The organism is Oceanisphaera sediminis, assembly GCF_039539745.1.
Lineage (GTDB): Bacteria > Pseudomonadota > Gammaproteobacteria > Enterobacterales > Aeromonadaceae > Oceanimonas > Oceanimonas sediminis.
Map to the genome: position 1 here is coordinate 91,790 of NZ_BAABDS010000024.1, position 19,359 is coordinate 111,148.

At 57.4% G+C, this 19,359-nt stretch carries 18 protein-coding genes; 16 read left to right on the plus strand and 2 right to left on the minus strand.

What is annotated here, in order from left to right; all coding sequences use genetic code 11:
- The first annotated feature begins 74 nt into the window (after nt 1–74).
- Together nhaR and ABD827_RS07645 are read left to right on the plus strand one after the other, a co-directional pair.
- Entirely contained in the window at nt 75–1,019 is a 945-nt protein-coding gene (gene nhaR / locus ABD827_RS07640) for a transcriptional activator NhaR (RefSeq protein WP_298720092.1), read from the plus strand.
- 44 nt (nt 1,020–1,063) lie between these two features.
- Nucleotides 1,064–1,363: an ArsR/SmtB family transcription factor gene (locus ABD827_RS07645; RefSeq protein ID WP_344963851.1), complete on the plus strand. Its 300-nt coding sequence runs from the start codon at nt 1,064–1,066 to the stop codon at nt 1,361–1,363.
- Nucleotides 1,364–1,485: 122 nt separating this feature from the next.
- Here ABD827_RS07645 and rpsT read toward each other — a convergent pair whose 3' ends face one another.
- Nucleotides 1,486–1,746 (minus strand): 30S ribosomal protein S20, encoded by a 261-nt coding sequence (gene rpsT, locus ABD827_RS07650; protein WP_104485672.1) that lies wholly within the window; start codon nt 1,744–1,746, stop codon nt 1,486–1,488.
- 197 nt (nt 1,747–1,943) lie between these two features.
- Between rpsT and murJ the strand changes: the two genes are divergently transcribed.
- From murJ to ispH, 6 genes are all read left to right on the plus strand, one after another.
- On the plus strand, nt 1,944–3,500 hold the full coding sequence (gene murJ / locus ABD827_RS07655) for a murein biosynthesis integral membrane protein MurJ (RefSeq protein ID WP_344963791.1): 1,557 nt from the start codon (nt 1,944–1,946) through the stop codon (nt 3,498–3,500).
- Nucleotides 3,501–3,567: 67 nt separating this feature from the next.
- Nucleotides 3,568–4,515, plus strand: coding sequence for a bifunctional riboflavin kinase/FAD synthetase (gene ribF, locus ABD827_RS07660; protein WP_344963793.1), 948 nt, complete (start codon nt 3,568–3,570; stop codon nt 4,513–4,515).
- A 5-nt stretch (nt 4,516–4,520) separates the two neighbouring features.
- Nucleotides 4,521–7,346: an isoleucine--tRNA ligase gene (gene ileS / locus ABD827_RS07665; protein WP_344963795.1), complete on the plus strand. Its 2,826-nt coding sequence runs from the start codon at nt 4,521–4,523 to the stop codon at nt 7,344–7,346.
- Nucleotides 7,346–7,834 carry a signal peptidase II gene (lspA, locus tag ABD827_RS07670; RefSeq protein WP_298720074.1) on the plus strand — a complete coding sequence of 163 codons (489 nt, stop codon included), beginning with the start codon at nt 7,346–7,348 and terminating at the stop codon, nt 7,832–7,834. Before ileS ends, lspA begins: the two co-directional genes overlap by 1 nt.
- Nucleotides 7,831–8,283: an FKBP-type peptidyl-prolyl cis-trans isomerase gene (fkpB, locus tag ABD827_RS07675; RefSeq protein WP_344963798.1), complete on the plus strand. Its 453-nt coding sequence runs from the start codon at nt 7,831–7,833 to the stop codon at nt 8,281–8,283. Before lspA ends, fkpB begins: the two co-directional genes overlap by 4 nt.
- A 10-nt stretch (nt 8,284–8,293) precedes the next feature.
- Nucleotides 8,294–9,238, plus strand: a complete 945-nt coding sequence (ispH, locus tag ABD827_RS07680; RefSeq protein ID WP_344963800.1) for a 4-hydroxy-3-methylbut-2-enyl diphosphate reductase — start codon at nt 8,294–8,296, stop codon at nt 9,236–9,238.
- Nucleotides 9,239–9,403: 165 nt separating this feature from the next.
- Here the strand turns inward: ispH and ABD827_RS07685 are convergent, their stop codons facing one another.
- Entirely contained in the window at nt 9,404–9,802 is a 399-nt protein-coding gene (locus ABD827_RS07685; protein WP_344963802.1) for a type IV pilin protein, read from the minus strand.
- Between the two features lie 92 nt (nt 9,803–9,894).
- On the opposite strand from ABD827_RS07685, the gene ABD827_RS07690 reads away from it, so the two are divergent.
- From ABD827_RS07690 to rnr, 8 genes are all read left to right on the plus strand, one after another.
- Nucleotides 9,895–10,374, plus strand: coding sequence for a GspH/FimT family pseudopilin (locus ABD827_RS07690; protein ID WP_344963804.1), 480 nt, complete (start codon nt 9,895–9,897; stop codon nt 10,372–10,374).
- The gene (locus ABD827_RS07695; RefSeq protein ID WP_344963806.1) at nt 10,368–11,030 is read left to right on the plus strand and encodes a PilW family protein; all 663 of its coding nucleotides are present in this window, start codon (nt 10,368–10,370) and stop codon (nt 11,028–11,030) included. The genes ABD827_RS07690 and ABD827_RS07695 overlap by 7 nt, the downstream gene beginning before the upstream one ends.
- Nucleotides 11,031–11,033: 3 nt before the next feature.
- Nucleotides 11,034–12,167, plus strand: coding sequence for a pilus assembly PilX N-terminal domain-containing protein (locus tag ABD827_RS07700; protein ID WP_344963808.1), 1,134 nt, complete (start codon nt 11,034–11,036; stop codon nt 12,165–12,167).
- An 11-nt stretch (nt 12,168–12,178) separates the two neighbouring features.
- On the plus strand, nt 12,179–14,161 hold the full coding sequence (locus ABD827_RS07705) for a type IV pilus modification PilV family protein (RefSeq protein ID WP_344963811.1): 1,983 nt from the start codon (nt 12,179–12,181) through the stop codon (nt 14,159–14,161).
- Between the two features lie 72 nt (nt 14,162–14,233).
- Nucleotides 14,234–15,853 (plus strand): NAD+ synthase, encoded by a 1,620-nt coding sequence (locus ABD827_RS07710; RefSeq protein ID WP_344963813.1) that lies wholly within the window; start codon nt 14,234–14,236, stop codon nt 15,851–15,853.
- A 10-nt stretch (nt 15,854–15,863) separates the two neighbouring features.
- Nucleotides 15,864–16,202, plus strand: coding sequence for a nitrogen regulatory protein P-II (gene glnB / locus ABD827_RS07715; protein ID WP_071472446.1), 339 nt, complete (start codon nt 15,864–15,866; stop codon nt 16,200–16,202).
- Nucleotides 16,203–16,330: 128 nt separating this feature from the next.
- Nucleotides 16,331–16,840: an S-ribosylhomocysteine lyase gene (luxS, locus tag ABD827_RS07720; RefSeq protein WP_298720051.1), complete on the plus strand. Its 510-nt coding sequence runs from the start codon at nt 16,331–16,333 to the stop codon at nt 16,838–16,840.
- A gap of 130 nt (nt 16,841–16,970) precedes the next feature.
- Complete coding sequence (gene rnr / locus ABD827_RS07725) at nt 16,971–19,319, plus strand: ribonuclease R (protein ID WP_298720049.1); 2,349 nt, start codon at nt 16,971–16,973, stop codon at nt 19,317–19,319.
- Nucleotides 19,320–19,359 lie beyond the last annotated feature (40 nt).

Sequence of the window (19,359 nt, forward strand, 5' to 3'; positions counted from 1 at the left end):
CTCAACAGAGCGGTCGGGTATTCAAACCCGGCCGCTTTCATTATGATGGAGCCAATACGCATTGGAGATGGCCTTTGTCACACCTTAACTACAACCACCTGTATTATTTCTGGATGACGCAGAAGAAAGGTTCGGTCACCAAGGCGGCCGAGGCGCTTTTTCTGACACCTCAGACGGTCACCGGTCAGATCCGTCAATTGGAACAGCGCCTCGGTGGCAAGTTGTTCAAGCGCAAGGGACGCCAGCTGGAGGCCAGCGAGCTGGGGCAGCTGGTGTTCAAGTATGCAGACCGCATGTTCAGCCTGTCGTACGAGATGCTGGATATCGTGCATTACCGCAAGGAAGATCACCTTGTTTTCGACGTCGGCATTGCCGATGCCTTGTCGAAGCGACTGGCGAGCCGGGTGCTGCTGTCGGTGATCCCCAACGATGGCTCCATTCATCTGCGCTGCTACGAGTCGACCCACGAAATGCTGCTTGAGCAGCTCAGTGAGCACAAGCTGGACATGATTCTGTCGGACTGTCCGGTAGACTCGGCCCAGCATGCGGGGCTGCTCTCGAAAAAACTGGGGGAGTGCGAGATCGGCTTTTATTGCCGTGAACCGCTACCGACCCGGCCTTTTCCCGAGTGTCTGGAAGAACGACGGCTGCTGATCCCGGGGCGGCGCACCGCCATGGGCCGGCAGCTGCGGCACTGGCTGGAGGTGCAGGGTCTCAAGCCACAGATCCTGGGGGAATTCGACGACGCGGCACTGATGAAGGCCTTCGGTTTTTTCAATCAGGGGATCTTCGTGGCCCCGGCGATTTATCGCGACGCCATTCTGCAATATCAGCCGGTGGTCGAGATTGGCCGGGTCGAAGAGCTGAAAGAAGAGTATTACGTCATTTTTGCCGAGCGGATGATCCAGCATCCGGCGGTAAAGCGATTATGTGAAAGTGATTTCAGCTCGCTGTTTTCCGGTCTGGACGATTTTTCTGCGGTCACACCGCCCGTCACCTTTGACGATGAATTTAGTTAAACATTAGGGTTAACAGGCCCTAGAACGTGGACATCATGATGGCATTGAATATGGAAGCAATGGAAGCCAGTGCGAGTCAGGCGGTCAAGCTGTTGAAGGCGCTGGCCAATGAGCGAAGGCTGTTTATCCTGTGCTATTTGCTCGACAAGGAGCTGTCGGTAGGAGAAATGAACCAGCATCTGGGGCTGAGTCAGTCGGCGTTGTCGCAACACCTGGCCCTGTTGCGTAACGACGACCTGGTGTGCACCCGCAAAGAAGCGCAAACGGTATATTATTCGCTGAAAAGCGAGGAAGTGCGGGAAGTGATCGCCCTGCTGCACAAACTGTATTGTCGTGATGTGTGAGGAGCGAGTACTGAGGGGGGGCAGGATAATACCTGCTCCGCACCTTCACCTCACACTAAAATCGAGGCAATAAAAAACCGGCATTAAGCCGGTTTTTTTGACGCTGCGGATAAGTCTCTGAATTACAGAGCCTTGATCTTGGCGTTCAGGCGGCTCTTGTGACGAGCAGCTTTGTTCTTGTGGATCAGACCTTTAGTGGCCATACGATCCAGCAGAGGCTGAGCGACGTCGAAAGCTTTCTGTGCGTTCGCCTTGTCACCGCTGGCGATGGCTGCAACTACTTTTTTCACGTAGGTGCGAACCATGGAACGGCGGCTGGCGTTGTGCTTACGGCGTTTCTCTGCTTGAATCGCGCGTTTCTTAGCAGACTTGATATTAGCCAAGGTAAAACTCCTGAAACTGTCTTAGCGAGTGTTAATAAAAGGCCGAGGAATATGCCTTTTTCACCGCAGATTGTCAATTGATTTGTGCAAATAAACACCGCCCTGTGGTCAGATACAGGGCGGGGGGTTAAACTGTCGGCCGGATTCTAGCAGCATTCCCCTGCATTCAGCAATTTTCTTACCGCGAGGTTTTCATTTTGAGCAAGGCGCTTTTGCGATCAGGCCTGATTGTGTCTGCCATGACCCTGGTATCCCGGGTGCTGGGGCTGGTGCGCGACGTGGTGATCGCCAACCTATTGGGGGCCGGAGCCGCGGCCGACGTGTTCTTTTTTGCCAACCGTATTCCCAATTTTCTGCGCCGGCTGTTTGCCGAAGGCGCCTTCAATCAGGCCTTTGTGCCGGTGATGACCGAATACAAGCAAACCCGCAGCTTCAAGGACACTCAGGATCTGCTGGCGGCGGTCTCCGGCACCCTGGGAGGAATCGTAACCCTGGTCACCCTGGTCGGGATGATTGGCTCCGGGCTGGTCACGGCGCTGTTCGGTATGGGCTGGTTCATGGAGTGGATTAACGACGGCCCCGAGGCTTACAAATTCGAGCTGGCCTCGTTATTGCTGAAGATCACCTTTCCTTATTTGTGGTTTATCAGCTTTACCGCCATGGCGGGCGCCATACTCAATACCTACGGCAAGTTTGCGGTGTCGTCCTTTACGCCGGTCTTTCTCAATGTAGCCTTGATTGCTGCCGCACTCTGGCTGTCGCCGCGACTGGCGCAACCGGAAATGGGGCTGGCCATCGGTGTCTTTCTCGGCGGCTTGATCCAGTTTCTGTTTCAGTTTCCCTTTCTGGCGAAGCTGCAGCTGCTGGTACGGCCGCGCTGGGCCTGGCGTCACCCCGGGGTGGTGAAGATTCGCACCCTGATGATTCCGGCCCTGTTCGGGGTCTCGGTCAGTCAGGTTAACCTGTTGTTCGATACCATGCTGGCATCGTTTCTGGCCACCGGCTCCATCAGTTATCTGTATTACTCCGATCGGTTGCTGGAATTTCCGCTCGGCCTGTTCGGCATCGCCATTGCGACCGTGATTTTGCCGGCGTTGTCGAGCCGCCATGTGGATCAGTCCAAAGACGGTTTTGCCGCCACCATGGACTGGGGCGTGCGCATGGTCTTGTTGATGGGCTTTCCCGCCATGCTGGGGTTGATTGTACTGAGCGAGCCCATGCTGCGGGTATTGTTCATGCGCGGCGAGTTCGGTGTGATCGAAGTGACGGCGGCGGGCAAGAGCCTGGTGGCCTATGCAGTGGGACTGCAGGCCTTTATGCTGATCAAGGTGCTGGCACCGGGCTACTACGCCCGACAGGATACCAGGACGCCGGTGCGTTTCGGCATTATCGCCATGGTGGCCAACATGGTGTTCAATGCGCTGCTGATTTTTCCGCTCGGCTATGTGGGGCTGGCGCTGGCCACGGCGATGTCGGGTATGCTCAATGCCGGCCTGCTGGCCTGGGGCCTGAGCCGGCGCGATATCTATCATCCCAGTCGGCAGACCCTGGGGTTCGCGCTCAAGGTGACGCTGGCCAGTAGCGGCATGGCGGCACTGTTGTGGTGGCTGTCACCGTCACTGGCCGTGTGGGCCGAGTGGAGTCTGCTGAGCAGCAGTTTGCACCTGCTGAGCTATATCGGGGCCGGTGCCTTGTGTTACGGTGCCTTGTTGCTGGTGAGTGGCGTGCGCATAAAGCATCTTAAAACCGCATAGCAAAGGCTGATCCCGAGGGCCGGCTGGGGTATAATCCGCCGATTTACACAGGCTGGCATCGGAGTCTATGGAGCTTATTCGCGGGATTCACAACATCAAACCATGGCATCGCGGCTGTGTGCTGACCATTGGTAATTTTGATGGGGTGCACCTGGGGCACCAGGCCGTATTAAGCCGTCTGGTCGAGCAGGCTCGTCGGCTCAAGGTACCGGCCTGTGTCATGGTATTCGAGCCACAGCCGCAGGAGCTGTTTACCGGTGCCGAGGCGCCTCCGCGACTGACCCGGCTGCGAGAGAAATATCAGCAACTGGCGCGTCTCGGTATCGATCGTCTGTTGTGCGTGCGCTTCAATGCCGACTTTGCCGCCCAGTCTCCGGATGAATTTATTCGTGGCCTGCTGGTAGACAAGCTGGGGGTGCGCTTTTTGGTGGTGGGCGACGATTTTCGCTTCGGCCAGAACCGGGGCGGAGACTTCGAACTGCTGACCCGGGCCGGCAAGGCCTTCGACTTCGAGGTGGTCAGCACCCAGAGCTGGCGCATGAACAGCCGGCGGGTCAGCAGTACCCTGATCCGCGAGGCGCTGGCGGCAGACCGGCTGGATGATGCGGCCAATATGCTGGGGCGTCCCTTCGCCCTTTGTGGTCGAGTGGCCCACGGCGCCAAGCTGGGGAGAACTATCGGTTTTCCCACCGCCAATGTGGCGCTCAAGCGGCAGGTGATACCGGTGTCCGGCGTCTATGTGGTAGAGCTGTTATTGAACGGCCGGCGTTACCCCGGGGTCGCCAATATCGGTGACAAGCCCACGGTCTGCGGCACCCGCGCCCTGTTGGAAGTCCATCTGTTTGATTTTTCCGGTGATCTATACGGCAAACAAGTGGAAGTAGAGCTCCGCCATAAACTGCGGAACGAGCAAAAATTCGCTTCCTTTGCGCTGCTGAAGGAGCAAATTCAACGCGATGCCGCCGAAGCCCGCCAATGGTTCGGGCTGGCGTCATCAGAACCGAACGGAATGTAGGATTCATGAGCGACTATAAAAATACCCTGAATTTGCCCGAAACGGAGTTTCCCATGCGCGGTAACCTGGCTCAACGCGAGCCGGAGATGCTGAAACGCTGGATTGAGCAGGACTTGTACGGCGCCGTGCGTCAGGCCAAGGCCGGCAAGCAGCCGTTTATTCTGCACGACGGCCCTCCCTACGCCAACGGCAGCATTCATATCGGTCACTCGGTCAACAAGATCCTGAAAGACGTTATCGTCAAGTCCAAGGGACTGCTGGGTTACGACTCGCCCTACATTCCGGGCTGGGACTGCCACGGTCTGCCCATCGAACTGAAAGTGGAAGGCAAGGTCGGCAAGCCCGGCGTCAAGGTGTCTGCCGCCGAATTCCGCGCCGCCTGCCGGACCTACGCCAAAGAGCAGATTGAAGCACAGAAAACCGACTTTATCCGTCTCGGCGTGCTGGGTGACTGGGAAAATCCCTACCTCACCATGAACTTCGATACCGAAGCCAACATCATTCGTTCGCTGGCCAAGATCATCGACAACGGCCATCTGCACAAGGGCTCCAAGCCGGTGCACTGGTGTACCGATTGTGGCTCTGCACTGGCCGAAGCCGAAGTGGAATATGAAGACAAACGCTCGCCGGCCATCGACGTGCGCTTCAAGGCGGTAGACGAAGCGGCCGTGGCGGCCAGCTTCGACTGTGCCGACGGCCATACCGGTCAGGGCCCGCTGTCGGTCGCCATCTGGACCACCACTCCCTGGACGCTGCCCGCCAACCGCGCGGTAGCGCTGCATGCCGAGCTGAGCTACGCTCTGGTACAGGTGGAAGGGGACAAGCCGGAACGTCTGATCCTGGCCGCCGATCTGGTCAAGGACGTAATGGACAGGGCCGGCATCAGCCATTATCACAACCTGGGCTATTGTCAGGGCGCGGCGCTTGAGCTGAAGCGCTTCCAGCATCCCTTCTACGACTTCGATGTGCCGGCGATACTGGGCGAGCACGTCACCACCGAATCCGGTACCGGCGCCGTGCATACCGCTCCCGGCCACGGCCAGGAAGATTTCGTGGTGGGTCAGCATTACGGTCTGGAAGTGGCCAACCCGGTGGGTGGCAACGGCGTTTACCTGCCCGACACCGAGCTGTTTGCCGGTCAGCATGTGTTCAAGGCCAACGATGCGGTGGTAGAAGCGCTGAAAGCGCGTGGCGCCCTGTTGCACCATCAGGCCATCATGCACTCCTACCCGCATTGCTGGCGCCACAAGACGCCGATTATCTTCCGTGCCACCCCCCAGTGGTTTATCAGCATGGATCAGGCCGGATTGCGCACCCAGGCGCTGGCCGAGATCAAAAAGGTGCAGTGGGTGCCCGAGTGGGGCCAGAACCGTATCGAGGCCATGGTAGAAAACCGTCCCGACTGGTGTATCTCCCGCCAGCGCACCTGGGGCGTGCCCATCGCCCTGTTCGTGCACAAGGAAACCCAGGCGCTGCACCCCCGTGCCACCGAGCTGATGGAAGCCGTGGCCAAGCGGGTGGAAGAAGCCGGCATTCAGGCCTGGTGGGATCTGGACCCGGCCGAACTGCTGGGCGACGACGCCGACCAGTACGAAAAAGTGCTGGATACCCTGGATGTGTGGTTTGACTCCGGCTCGACCCATTCCTCTGTGGTGGACGTGCGTTCCGAGTTCAAGGGCCACCCGGCCGACATGTATCTGGAAGGCTCGGATCAGCATCGCGGCTGGTTCATGTCATCCCTGATGATCTCCACCGCCATGAAGGGCCACGCCCCTTACCGGCAGGTGCTGACCCACGGCTTTACCGTGGACGGCAATGGCCGCAAGATGTCCAAGTCCATCGGCAACGTGGTCAGCCCGCAGCAGGTGATGAACAAGCTGGGTGCCGATATTCTGCGTCTGTGGGTCACCAGCACCGATTATTCCGGCGAGATGACGGTGTCCGACGAAATCCTCAAGCGCAGCGCCGATGCCTACCGCCGTATTCGTAACACGGCTCGCTTCCTGCTGGCCAACCTGAACGGTTTCAATCCGGCCACCGACATGGTCGCCGCCGATGACATGGTGTTGATCGACCGTTGGGCCGTGGGTCGTGCTCAGGCCATTCAGCAGGAAATCACCACCGCCTTTGATGAGTACAACTTCCATCTGGTGACCCAGAAGCTGATGCAGTTCTGCTCGGTGGAAATGGGCTCCTTCTATCTGGATGTGATCAAGGACCGGCAGTACACCGCCAAGGCCGACAGCCTGGCCCGTCGTTCCTGCCAGACCGCGCTTTACCACATAGTGGAAGCGTTGGTGCGCTGGATGGCGCCGATCATGAGCTTTACTGCCGACGAAATCTGGAATCTGCTGCCCGGCCAACGGTCACAATTCGTGTTCACCGAAGAGTTCTACGACGGATTGTTCGGTCTGGCCGGTGACGAGCAGCTGAACGATGGCTACTGGGCCGAGCTGCTCAAGATGCGCCAGGCGGTGAACAAGGCGCTGGAAGCCGCCCGTAAAGACAAGGTGATTGGCGCCGCACTGGAAGCCGACATCACCCTTTATGTGGAAGACTCTCTGGCAGCCAAGCTCAAGCAACTGGGTGACGAGTTGCGCTTCGTGATGCTGACCTCCAGCGTGACGGTGCAGCCGCTGATTGAGGCCGGTGACGCCGCCGACACCGAGCTGGCCGGACTCAAGGTGAAGGTCGCCAAAAGTGACGCCGAAAAGTGTGCTCGTTGCTGGCACCATGTGGATGACGTCAACAGCCATGAGGGCCACGAGGGTATCTGTGGTCGCTGCGTATCCAACGTGGCCGGAGACGGCGAAGTTCGCCGGTTTGCCTGATGGCGATGCTGCGGGAAACCGGCCTGCGCTGGTGGTGGTTGGCGATAGTGGCCATAGCGGTGGATCAGCTGAGCAAATGGCTCACCGTATCCAACCTGGCCTATGGCTACCCGGGGGTGGAGATTACCCCCTTCTTCAACCTGGTGCACGTTTATAACCCGGGCGCGGCGTTCAGCTTTCTGGCCGATCAGGGCGGCTGGCAGCGCTGGTTCTTTGCCGGCCTGGCCTTTGCGGTGACCGTGCTGCTAAGCGTCTGGATGCACAAACTGCCCAGAGCCGCGCGCTGGTTACCGGTGGCCTATGCATTGATCATCGGCGGGGCCATCGGCAACGTGATCGACCGGTTGATGTTGGGCCATGTGGTGGACTTTCTCGACTTTTACGTCGGCAACTGGCACTGGCCGGCGTTCAACCTGGCCGACAGCTTCATCTTCGTCGGTGCCGCCATGATCATTATCGACAGCTTCAAGAAGGACAGCCCCCAATGAGCAAACAGATAGGCCCGCAGAGCGAAGTCCTGTTTCACTTTACCATCAAGCTGCAAGACGGCTCGGTGGCCGACAGCACCCAGCTGCACGGTAAACCCGCCAAGTTGAAGATGGGCGACGGCAGCCTGACGCCGAGTTTCGAGGCCTGTTTGCTGGGCCTGACCGAAGGCTCCAGCCACAGCTTTGAGCTGGGGCCGGACGATGCCTTCGGGCCGGTCAATCCGGACAATATTCATCATATGGAGCGCAGCCGCTTCGCCGCCGACATGAGTCTGGAAGAAGGGGCTATTCTGTCCTTTACCCAGCCTAATGGCGCCGAGATCCCCGGCATAGTGCGCGGCGTGGCCGGCGATTCGGTCACCGTCGACTTCAACCATCCGCTGGCCGGTTGTCAGGTCACCTTCGAGGTTGAGATCCTGGCCGTCGAGCAACAGGATGTTGATAAATAAGGAGCCTGACATGGATATTCTACTCGCCAACCCACGCGGCTTTTGCGCCGGGGTCGACCGGGCCATCAGCATAGTGCAGAGCGCGCTGGAAAAATTCGAGGCGCCCATCTACGTGCGCCACGAAGTGGTGCACAACCGTTATGTGGTCAACAGGCTCAAGAACGCGGGCGCCGTGTTTGTGGAAGAGCTGGATCAGGTGCCGGACGACAATATCGTTATCTTTTCCGCCCACGGCGTGTCGAAGGCGGTACGGGAAGAAGCCAAGCGCCGGGGCCTCAAGGTGTTTGACGCCACCTGTCCGCTGGTGACCAAGGTACACATGGAAGTACACCGTGCCAGCAAGAAGGGCATAGAGACCATTCTTATCGGCCATGCGGGTCATCCGGAAGTGGAAGGCACCATGGGTCAGTACGAAAGCGCCGAGGGCGGCATGTATCTGGTGGAAAATCCGGATGACGTGGCGCAGTTGGTGGTGAACAACCCCGATAACCTGACCTTCGTGACCCAGACCACCCTGAGCGTGGATGAAACCTCGGACGTGATCGACGCCCTGCGTGCGCGCTTCCCCACCATAGAGGGGCCGCGCAAGGACGACATCTGTTACGCCACGCAAAACCGGCAGGATGCGGTGCGCGAGCTGGCAGCCAAGGTGGACGTGATGCTGGTGGTGGGCTCGAAGAACTCCTCCAACTCCAACCGCTTGCGCGAACTGGCCGAGAAGATCGGCACTCGAGCCTATCTGATCGACTGCGTGGAAATGATCGAGGCGGACTGGCTGGAAGGGGCACAGCGCATCGGCGTGACCGCCGGGGCCTCGGCACCCGAAGTACTGGTGCAGGAAGTGATCAGCCACCTGCAGTCTTTGGGTGGCCACACCGTCACCGAGCATCCGGGGCGGGAAGAAAACATCGTGTTTGAAGTACCGGCCGAGCTCAAGGTCAAACAGGTATCCTGACACGACACCTGATCAGACATGGTACTTGATTGACTGACAAGGCCTCCGATATCGGAGGCCTTCTTGTATCCCTCAAAGTGTTGTTTTATGAGGCGGTTATTCCCGGGCCCTTTGTCCGACGTTTACACAGAAATGAAATAGATCATTTGTTTACTGGCCTTGCTATTACTGCCAGCAGATGGCCGGTGCCTTGCTGTTGTCCCTGCTTAACGTCAGCGGGCTGCAACTGGTTGCCCCTTCCTTGTCGTTCAACTGGCTGGATCCGCTCTTGGCAGTGGCAATCAGCTCATAATTACTGGCGCTGGCGCCACTGACTTCAAAGGTGTAATCGGCATGGGTGGGGAGAAAGGTGCCGCTCGCCTGACTGGTAGTGGCATAGGTGGCATGAGAAATACGCCAGTCTTCCTGTTTCAATTGCATGCCGTACAGACTCTGTATCGCCTCTATCCGCTTGCTTTTCAACAGGTAGCCGGTGAAGGAGGGGTAGGCGACCGTGGCCAGAATGGCCACGATGGCGACCACTATCATCAGCTCTATCAGGGTAAAACCGGTACTCTTTTGCATCCAGAACATCCTTGTCTAAACGCCAGATATGAACGAAGCTTAGTCACTGCAAATGCGCTTGTCGCGGGATTTTGTCTTCAGGGAGGAAGCCAATGAAAAAGCGTCAGGCAGGGCTGACTCTGATTGAGCTGTTGATCGGCCTGGTGGTGATGGCGGTATTGTTGGTCATTGCCGTGCCCAGCTTTCAGACTCTGCGTCAGCAGTATACGGTGCGCAGTGCCGGCATGGCCATTTATGCGGATTTGCAGCTGGCGCGCAGCGAGGCGATCAAGCGCAATAAAGACATTACCGTCTGTTTTAGTGGGTCTGAAAGTGTTAACTGGGAATATCAAATCAAAAACTCTACGGATTGTTCCGGTAGTGTCATAGAAGAAATCAAGGCAAGCCATTATCCGTCCGTTAGCCTTAAGTTTCCCTATGCTGAGCTAACTTTCAGGCCCAGACGTAACACTCTGAGTCCCGGTAGTATTATTGCCTCTAATGGAACTCAGCATATGAGCATCATTACTTCCAACTATGGCCGCATTCGCACCTGTTCCGATGATCAGTTGATAGGGGTGCCAAAATGCTGAATACCGGTCGGCAAGGTGGTTTTTCGGTGGTGGAAATGCTGGTCTCGCTGATAGCGGGCCTGGTGGTGGTGGCGGGCGCCATTTCCCTGTTTACCAGCGTCATGGTGTCCGGCAATACCACCCTGATGCTGTCTCGCCTCAATCAGGATGTGCAAAGTATCACCGATATTATGGTACGGGATATTCAGCGGGCGGGCTATCACCCCAGTGCGGCGGCAGAATTAGCTCTCGGAACACCGCCCTCCGGTGCCAGCTCGCCCAAGTACGTATTTTCAACAGTAGCCGATCTGCATACTTCTTCGGGCGCCACCGAACCTGACTGTATTCGTATTAAATACTGGGATCCGGATCCACCGAGCGGTACCGGTGCCGTGGTTCGGGTATACAGTTACGACAAGGCCGGTAAAGAGCTGAAAGTAACCACCGACTATAACGAACCCACTACGGTAGCTCTGAATACACTCTGCGGTACCGGCAACAAGCTGGTTTCGGAAAAAGAAGTGCTGATCGACAGTCTGAGTTTTGCGCTGGCCTCCGGCGCCAGTGCGACCGGCATGCGCGCCATCGATCTGGCTATTTCCGCTTCGCATGCCACCAGGCCTGCACTCTCCATGAGCCTGCAGCGGCAGATAAAACTACGCAACGACGGATATTAGGCCATGCACAAGGTAAACGGATTTACCACCCTGACCGTGACGCTGATGCTGGTATCGATTCTGATATCGGTGTCGGTATTTATCGGCAAGGCACTGGTGTCAGAAAAGCGCATCGCGCTCAACGAAATCGAGTACCGGCTGGCCTATGCCGCCGCCGAAAAGGGCGTAGCTGAGGCCATGGCCACGCTCAAGGTTAGCGGAGCCGCGACTACCATCCCTTCGGGTTCGATCAGCACCTCGGCGGCCACGGCCTCTTACCAAGTTACCATAGCCCAGGATGTTCCAGTTTCCGGGGTCAAAGAGATCGTATCTATTGCCACCCTGGCCAATGGTGGCACCACCACCATCAGCGTGCAGGTGGCCGAGCGCAGCATCCTCAACCCCAACAACTCCGGGCCGGCGGCGCCGTTGCTGGTGGGCGGGGCCAGTACGGGGATCAGCGGTAATATGACGGTGGTGGGCAACCCTAATGGTGGCGGGCCCGGAATACCGGTGGCGATCTGGTCCGGGGAGGATATATCTGGCGGTGGCAGCATGCAGACTTGTCACTTGGGGGATTATGACAGCGGCTCCGGCTGCAGCGCCAGCATCAGTACCAAGAGTGGCGGCACCGTGGTATTCGGCACCGATGTGGTCGACAACGATCCCGATTTCCCGACCGATATGCTGGAGTATATGTTCGGTTACGGCGCTGGAGACTGGGACAAAATCGAAGCCATGGCCACGGGAATAGCGTCCAGTTGTAATGATGTCGCCCCACCGGGCTTTTTTATTGTTGATGGGGGGAGTGGATGTGATCTCGGTAATATCACCAGCTCGGCATCAAGCCCCGCCATCGTTATTGTCAAGGACGCCGATGTTACGGCGAATGGCGGGGATAAATTTTATGGCTTGTTGTTTTCTTATGACTCAGACCCTACCGACGCCACCGAATTTGACGTGAAACTGAATGGCGGCGCCCAGATATTTGGCGCCATTTCAACCAATCATGGTGGCGATAATTTAAACGGCACCTTCGATGCAGTTTATGATGCAGGCGTGCTCTGTACCCTGACCAACTGCGATGGCAGTGGCGGAGGAGTGGGAAATCCCTTCATCAGCCTGAGCACAATTCCCGGCAGTTGGAAAGACTGGTAACAGGAGGCAGGATGAAACGGCAACAAGGGTTTGGCCTGATCGAGGTATTGCTCGCCTTTATCGTGGTGGCGGTCACGGCGGGCTCGCTGTTGCAGCTGAACAAGGTCTATCTGGAATACAGCCGGGACGGTCGCAGCCGGGAGGTGGCCCTGCGGCTGGCCGAATCCAGGCTGGACGAGCTCAGGTACTTCAAGGACCAGCAGGGATATCAGGATATCACCGGTGGCACCGAATCGACGACTCTGGATGGGGTGACCTACGACCTCGGCTGGACGGTGGATGATTATGGCTGGGATGGCACAGCCTGGGTTAAGAATCCCACTATCTCGGGTAAAAAAGAAGTAGCGGTGACCGTCGACTGGAACGACACCGGAGCGCCGCAAAGCTTTACCCTGGCGTCGGTGGTCTCGCCCAATCTTTCCATCGACGGCGGCCCCTTCGGCAGCAGCGGGGACAATACCGGTTTGGGGCAGGGCGGCCCCGAGGTGAACCATACTCCGGGCGCGATTCCGGATATTGTTTCCATCGAACTTGATCCCAATACCGGCATTAAACAGGAAACCACCAAGCCCGCGCCTGAAATCAGCAAGAAAGGCGACGATGTGGTGGTTAGCTTTGATTCCGTTATCTATGATGCGAGCAGCGATAGCCTGATCAAGAGTAATAGCAGGACCCTATATTGTTCCTGTGATGCGCAGATCGGGACCAAGTCCACCAGAAAGCCGGCCGCTCCCATCGCCTTGTCGCAAGGTATTTATTGGGAAAACGGTGAGCTGGCGGATAAAGGCTGGGGAGGTAGCAGCAATGAAGATTGTACCACCTGCTGCAAAGATCATTACGATGTGCCCTCCAGCAGCCTGTTTACCGATAACTATAATCAATTCAATCCGGGGCATACTCATACCGGGACCACATATTTTGAGTCCTGTCGCATGTTGCGGATCGACGGTTATTATCAGGTGATGCCGGATTGGAACCTGGTTTCGTTGAACGTGTTTCCTCCCGGCTATCTGACAGATGTGGATAATGTCACGCTCTATCAATCTTATATAAAATATGTCGTGCAGGCTTATGTATCAGAGCTAAAGGAGGGGACGCAAACCGTCGATTATACGGCGACAAATTATCGTGACTGGTTGGACACCAATAGTACTGCGGAGCAGTTGACAGCCTTTGATGATTTGACCGGGTTGTTTGTCTCATCATCTTACCAGTTTGCCGCTAGGGCTATCTATGTCGACATACTGCCCCAGGCTTTGCTGGATAACATCGATCTTACCAAAGATGACTGGCTGACCAGGGTGTCTTTTAATGAGGTGAATGTCACCCTGTTGGCGGATTGGGGGCTGAGTGTAGCAGATGATCTGTATTTGGATGTAACCAACGAGGATATCAATACCATTGTCGATCCTGACAACAACTATTTTGGTACCTATTCGCGAGGTTATGTGACCGGTGAGCTGATAACGCCTTTGGACAAGCCCAAGGTGACGGTCAGGATGACGCGCTATAACAGTGGGCTAGCGGGCTTAACGGGCAAAAGCGCTATTTCCGCCTTTGATGGCAGCAATGTGTTCAGTTCCAGCCTGGATGTGGAGATCAAAGCCGGATCCCTTTCAGAAGTGACCTTTGACGGGATAATTCAATGTTTGACCACGGCGAATAAGAATTCTACAACGGCTATATCATGTTCGAAAAATGACTTCGGCAAGACGACGGTCACCGCCACCAATGGTAGCTGCACTCTCAATAAAGAAGCGGATGTGGCGACTGCCAGTTATCAGTGCACGGTTTCGGCTGGAGTGGGAGCAACGGTAACCTTCAGTGAAAACTCAAATAACAGTAACTTTGTGTTTAATGTTGGAGCTACCAATCCTAAAGCCATCAGCCTGAGTGAAGCCGATATTGCTAGCGGAAATATTCCCTGTGTCTTGCAGGTAAGTAAGTACGTCACAAATTACAGCACCCTGACCTGCACCCCCAAGACGGACTGAGACAACCGGCGCTGGTAACCCCGGCGCCTTTTTTTTATCATGCTTGCAACTCCATGAGCTTACAGGCAATCCATGTCCTCACATCTGACCCTGGCGCTGGCGCAGTTGAATCTGACCGTCGGCGCCATCGAAGCCAATATCCAGGCCATGCTGGCCGCCGCTCGTGACGCCGAGCAAGAGGGCGCCGAGCTGGTGCTGTTCCCCGAGCTGGCCATCACCGGCTATCCGCCGGAAGACCTGCTGTTTCGTGACGATCTCTACCTGCGTGTCGATGCCGCCCTCGAACAACTGGCCGCAGCCAGCGCCAATACCGCCCTGGTGGTCGGCCACCCCTGGCGGCAAGACGGCAACCTGTATAACGCCGCTTCCTTCTTCTCTCAGGGAAAACTGCAGGGCCGCTACTTCAAGCAACTGCTGCCCAACTACGGCGTGTTCGACGAAAAACGCTATTTCGGCGCCGGCGACGAGAGTTGCGTGGTCGAGTTCAAGGGCCATCGGTTGGGCCTGCTGATCTGCGAAGACGTGTGGGAAGCGGGCCCGGCGGCGGCGGCCAAGGCGGCGGGGGCCGAGCTGCTGCTCAGTCTCAATGCCTCGCCCTATCACAGAGGCAAGGCCTGGATCCGCAAGGATTTACTGGCCCAGCGCAGCCGCGATAACGGCTTGCCGCTGGTGTATCTCAATCAGGTGGGTGGCCAGGACGAGCTGGTGTTCGACGGTCGCTCCAAGGTCTTCAGTGCCGCAGGTGAACTGACCCAGAGCCTGAAAGCGTTCGACACCGAGCTGGCACTGGTGCGGTTCGAGCAGGGCGCGCCCGTGTCTGCCGACGTTCAGCCGCCGCTCGAACCGCTGGCCGAGGTGTATCAGGCGCTGGTGCTGGCCACTCGGGATTACGTCAACAAGAACGGCTTCAACGGCGCCGTGCTGGGGCTGTCCGGCGGCATCGACTCGGCGCTGACCCTGGCCATTGCCGTGGATGCGCTGGGCAAGGACAAGGTGCAGGCGGTGATGATGCCGTTTCGCTATACCGCCTCCATCAGCGTGGAAGACGCCAAAGAGGAGGCCGAGCTGCTGGATATCGAGTTCGATATTGTGTCCATCGAGCCGATGTTCGATGCCTTCATGGGCCAGCTGGCGCCCATGTTCGAGGGTACCGAAAAAGACACCACCGAAGAAAACCTGCAGGCGCGCTCCCGGGGCGTGTTGCTGATGGCGCTGTCCAACAAGCGCCGCCGCCTGGTGCTGACCACCGGCAACAAGAGCGAGGTGGCGGTGGGCTATTGCACCCTGTACGGCGACATGGTCGGCGGCTTTGCTCCCATCAAGGACGTGCCCAAGACCCTGGTGTTCGAGCTGTCCCGTTATCGCAATACCCTGGGCTATGTAATACCGCAACGGGTCATCGACCGGCCGCCCTCGGCCGAATTGGCGCCGGATCAGCTCGACCAGGACAGCCTGCCGCCGTATGATGTGCTGGATGCCATGCTCGAAGCCTATGTGGAGCAGGACCAATCGCTGAATGATCTGCTGGCGGCCGGTTACGACGAAGCCGATGTGCGCCGGGTGATCAAGCTTGTGGATATCAACGAATACAAACGCCGTCAGAGTGCGGTGGGGCCGCGGATCACCCCGCGTAACTTCGGCAAAGACCGGCGTTACCCCATTACCTCGGGTTTTGGCAAAATAAATTGGTAAGGAGCCACCGATGAAGAAAATTGAAGCCATCATCAAACCTTTCAAGCTGGATGACGTGCGTGAAGCCCTGGCCGAGCGCGGCATTACCGGCATGACGGTATCGGAAGTAAAAGGATTTGGCCGTCAGAAAGGTCACACCGAGCTGTATCGCGGTGCCGAGTATATGGTGGACTTTTTGCCCAAGGTGAAGCTGGAGCTGGTGGTGCAGGACGATCTGGTTGAAGCTTGTATCGAAGCCATCGAAAACACGGCGCGCACCGGCAAGATCGGTGATGGCAAAATCTTCGTGTTCGATGTGGGCCAGGTGATCCGCATTCGTACCGGTGAACAGAACGAAGAAGCGGTGTGAAAGTGGGGGGAATAGGGAATAGAGAATAGGGCTCCCCTAGTCCCCAATCCCTAATCACCAGCCTTTGGTTTCAACCAGCCGGCTTTTTTGTCACAATTGCTTATTAACATCGAATCAAGGAATAACATATGCCACTGCTGGACAGTTTTACCGTTGACCATACCCGAATGGAAGCACCGGCGGTGCGGGTAGCCAAAACCATGGCCACGCCTCATAACGACACCATTACCGTGTTCGATCTGCGCTTCTGCCTGCCGAACCAGGAAATCCTGTCCGAGAAGGGCATCCATACTCTGGAGCACCTGTTCGCCGGCTTTATGCGCAATCATCTCAATGGTGACGGCGTCGAAATTATCGATCTGTCGCCCATGGGCTGCCGTACCGGTTTTTACATGAGCCTGGTAGGTGAACCCGACGAGCAACGCGTAGCGGCGGCCTGGCAGGCGGCGATGGAAGATGTGCTGAAGGTAGAAAACCAGTCGCAGATCCCCGAGCTGAACGAATACCAGTGTGGCACCTATGTGATGCATTCGCTGGACGAAGCCAAGGCCATAGCGCGCAATATTATCGAGCGTGGCATCGGTGTGAACAGCAACCAGACACTGGCGTTGCCGGAAGAGATGCTGAAATCACTGTAATGACAAGCGGCTTCCCCTCGTGACAAAAGCGCCCGTTTAAGCAGCACTGGCTTAACCGGGCGCTTTGTCACTTGTTATTCTTATCCTTTAGATATACTTCCCTTATTACAGTGCTCAAATGGACCACTTTATGTCAGAACAACAAGACCCCTTCCTTAAGCGGGAAGCCGAAAAATACGAAAACCCCATTCCCAGCCGGGAGTTTATTCTCGAGCTTATTAAAACCAAGCAAGGCCCGGTTTCCCGGGACGATATCTTTGCCGAGCTGGCGCTGGATGGCGAAGAGCAGGCCGAAGCCCTGCGTCGCCGCTTGCGCGCCATGGAGCGGGACGGCCAGCTGGTATTCACCCGTAACAAGAGTTACGCCCTGCCCGACAAGCTGAATCTGATCAAGGGCCGTGTCATCGGTCACCGGGAAGGCTTCGGTTTTCTGCGCCCGGAAGATGGCGGCGACGATCTCTTCCTCTCCCAGCGTGAGATGGACGCCCTGATGCACGGCGACCACGCCCTGGTGCAGCCGCTGCGTTTTGACTCCAAGGGCCGACGCGAGGCTCGGGTGGTGCGCCTGCTGGAGTCCCGCGATCTGGAAGTGGTTGGCCGCTATTTCGTGGAAAACGGCGTCAGCTATGTGGTACCGGACGACAGCCGTATCGCGCAGGATATTCTGATCCCGCAGGGCGAGACCATGGGTGCACGCATGGGCCAGGTGGTAGTGATTGCCATCAGCCAGCGCCCCACCAAGCGCATGACCGGCGTGGGTAAAGTGATTGAAGTGCTGGGTGAAACCATGGATCCGGGCATGGAAATCGACATTGCCCTGCGCACCCACGGTATTCCCCATGTGTGGCCACAAGAAGTGAAGCAGGAAATTGCCAAGCTGACCGAACAGGTGCCGGAAGAAGCCAAGTTGGGCCGTAAGGATCTGCGTGATCTGCCATTGGTGACCATCGATGGCGAAGATGCCCGCGACTTTGATGATGCGGTCTACTGTCAGCCCCAGGCTTCCGGCGGCTGGCGCCTGTGGGTGGCCATTGCCGATGTGTCCTACTATGTGCGTCCCGGCACGGCACTGGACAACGAAGGCTATCTGCGCGGCAACTCGGTTTACTTCCCCGAGCAGGTGATTCCCATGCTGCCCGAGGTGCTGTCCAACGGCCTGTGCTCGCTCAACCCGCAGGTTGATCGACTGTGCATGGTGGCCGAGATGACAGTGTCTGCCTCCGGCAAGTTGTCCGACTTCACGTTCTATGAAGCGGTGATGAACTCCCATGCCCGTCTGACCTACAACAAGGTGGCGGCCATGCTGAAGGGAGACGAAACCCTGCGCGAGCGTTATGCGCCGCTGGTGCCGCATCTGGAAGCGCTGAACGAGATGTATCATGCGATGAAGGCGGCACGCCATCAGCGCGGCGCGGTAGAGTTCGAGAGCGAAGAAACCCGCTTCGTGTTCAACCCTCAGCGCAAGATCGAGCAAATCGTGCCGGTGGTGCGCAACGACGCCCACAAGATCATCGAAGAATGCATGATCATGGCCAACGTGGCGGCCGCCCGCTTTATCGAAAAGCAGGATGCCCATGCCCTGTTCCGAGTGCACGACAAGCCCGGTGAAGAGAAACTGACCGGTTTTCGCAGTTTCCTCGGCGAGCTGGGTCTGGAGCTGAAAGGCGGCCTGGAGCCGGAGCCGGCGGATTACGCGCTGCTGGCCGAGCAGATCAAGGACAGACCCGATGCGGAGCTGATCCAGACCATGCTGCTGCGTTCCATGAAGCAGGCGATTTATCAGGCCGACAACATGGGTCACTTCGGCCTGGCGCTGAAGTCTTATGCCCACTTTACCTCGCCCATTCGCCGTTACCCGGATCTGGTGTTGCACCGTGCCATCAAGGCCCAGCTGAGCAAGATACAGGGTAACGGCGGCAGCAAGACCGGCGGCGTGCCTTATCAGTATGATGAAGTCGCTCCCATGGGCGATCATTGCTCCACCACCGAGCGCCGTGCCGATGACGCCACCCGTGACGTGGCCGACTGGCTCAAGTGCGAATACATGCTCGATCATGTGGGCAGCGAATTTGGCGGCACCATCGCCAACGTGACCGGCTTCGGTTTCTTCGTGCGGCTGGACGAGATCCATATCGACGGTCTGGTGCATATTTCCAGCCTGCAGAACGATTACTACCAGTTTGATCCGGCGCGTCAGACCCTGATCGGCGAGAACTTCCGTCGCCGCTATCGTCTGGGTGACAAGATCAAGGTCAAGGTGATGGCGGTGAACCTGGACGATCGCAAGATCGACTTCGAAACCGTGGAAGAACCACTGCCGGCCGGTGCCAAAAGCGGCAAGGGTGCCAAGAACCTGAAGTCACGCCAGCGTGCCAAGCCGAAAAGCGGCGCCAAGCCAAAGAGCGGTGCCAAGCCCGAGGCCAAGCCGGTTGAAGGCAAGAGCGGTAACAAGCCCAAAGGCGGCAGAAAGCGCCGCTGATTAAAACCTGGGAATAGGGAATAGGGACTGGTGAACTCAT

Coding starts and splice junctions, on each gene's coding strand:
- ribF (WP_344963793.1), top strand. CDS start 3,568: ATGGAGCTTATTCGCGGGATTCACAACATCAAACCATGGCATCGCGGC.
- ileS (WP_344963795.1), top strand. CDS start 4,521: ATGAGCGACTATAAAAATACCCTGAATTTGCCCGAAACGGAGTTTCCC.
- lspA (WP_298720074.1), top strand. CDS start 7,346: ATGGCGATGCTGCGGGAAACCGGCCTGCGCTGGTGGTGGTTGGCGATA.
- fkpB (WP_344963798.1), top strand. CDS start 7,831: ATGAGCAAACAGATAGGCCCGCAGAGCGAAGTCCTGTTTCACTTTACC.
- ispH (WP_344963800.1), top strand. CDS start 8,294: ATGGATATTCTACTCGCCAACCCACGCGGCTTTTGCGCCGGGGTCGAC.
- ABD827_RS07685 (WP_344963802.1), bottom strand. CDS start 9,802: ATGCAAAAGAGTACCGGTTTTACCCTGATAGAGCTGATGATAGTGGTC.
- ABD827_RS07690 (WP_344963804.1), top strand. CDS start 9,895: ATGAAAAAGCGTCAGGCAGGGCTGACTCTGATTGAGCTGTTGATCGGC.
- ABD827_RS07695 (WP_344963806.1), top strand. CDS start 10,368: ATGCTGAATACCGGTCGGCAAGGTGGTTTTTCGGTGGTGGAAATGCTG.
- ABD827_RS07700 (WP_344963808.1), top strand. CDS start 11,034: ATGCACAAGGTAAACGGATTTACCACCCTGACCGTGACGCTGATGCTG.
- ABD827_RS07705 (WP_344963811.1), top strand. CDS start 12,179: ATGAAACGGCAACAAGGGTTTGGCCTGATCGAGGTATTGCTCGCCTTT.
- ABD827_RS07710 (WP_344963813.1), top strand. CDS start 14,234: ATGTCCTCACATCTGACCCTGGCGCTGGCGCAGTTGAATCTGACCGTC.
- glnB (WP_071472446.1), top strand. CDS start 15,864: ATGAAGAAAATTGAAGCCATCATCAAACCTTTCAAGCTGGATGACGTG.
- luxS (WP_298720051.1), top strand. CDS start 16,331: ATGCCACTGCTGGACAGTTTTACCGTTGACCATACCCGAATGGAAGCA.
- rnr (WP_298720049.1), top strand. CDS start 16,971: ATGTCAGAACAACAAGACCCCTTCCTTAAGCGGGAAGCCGAAAAATAC.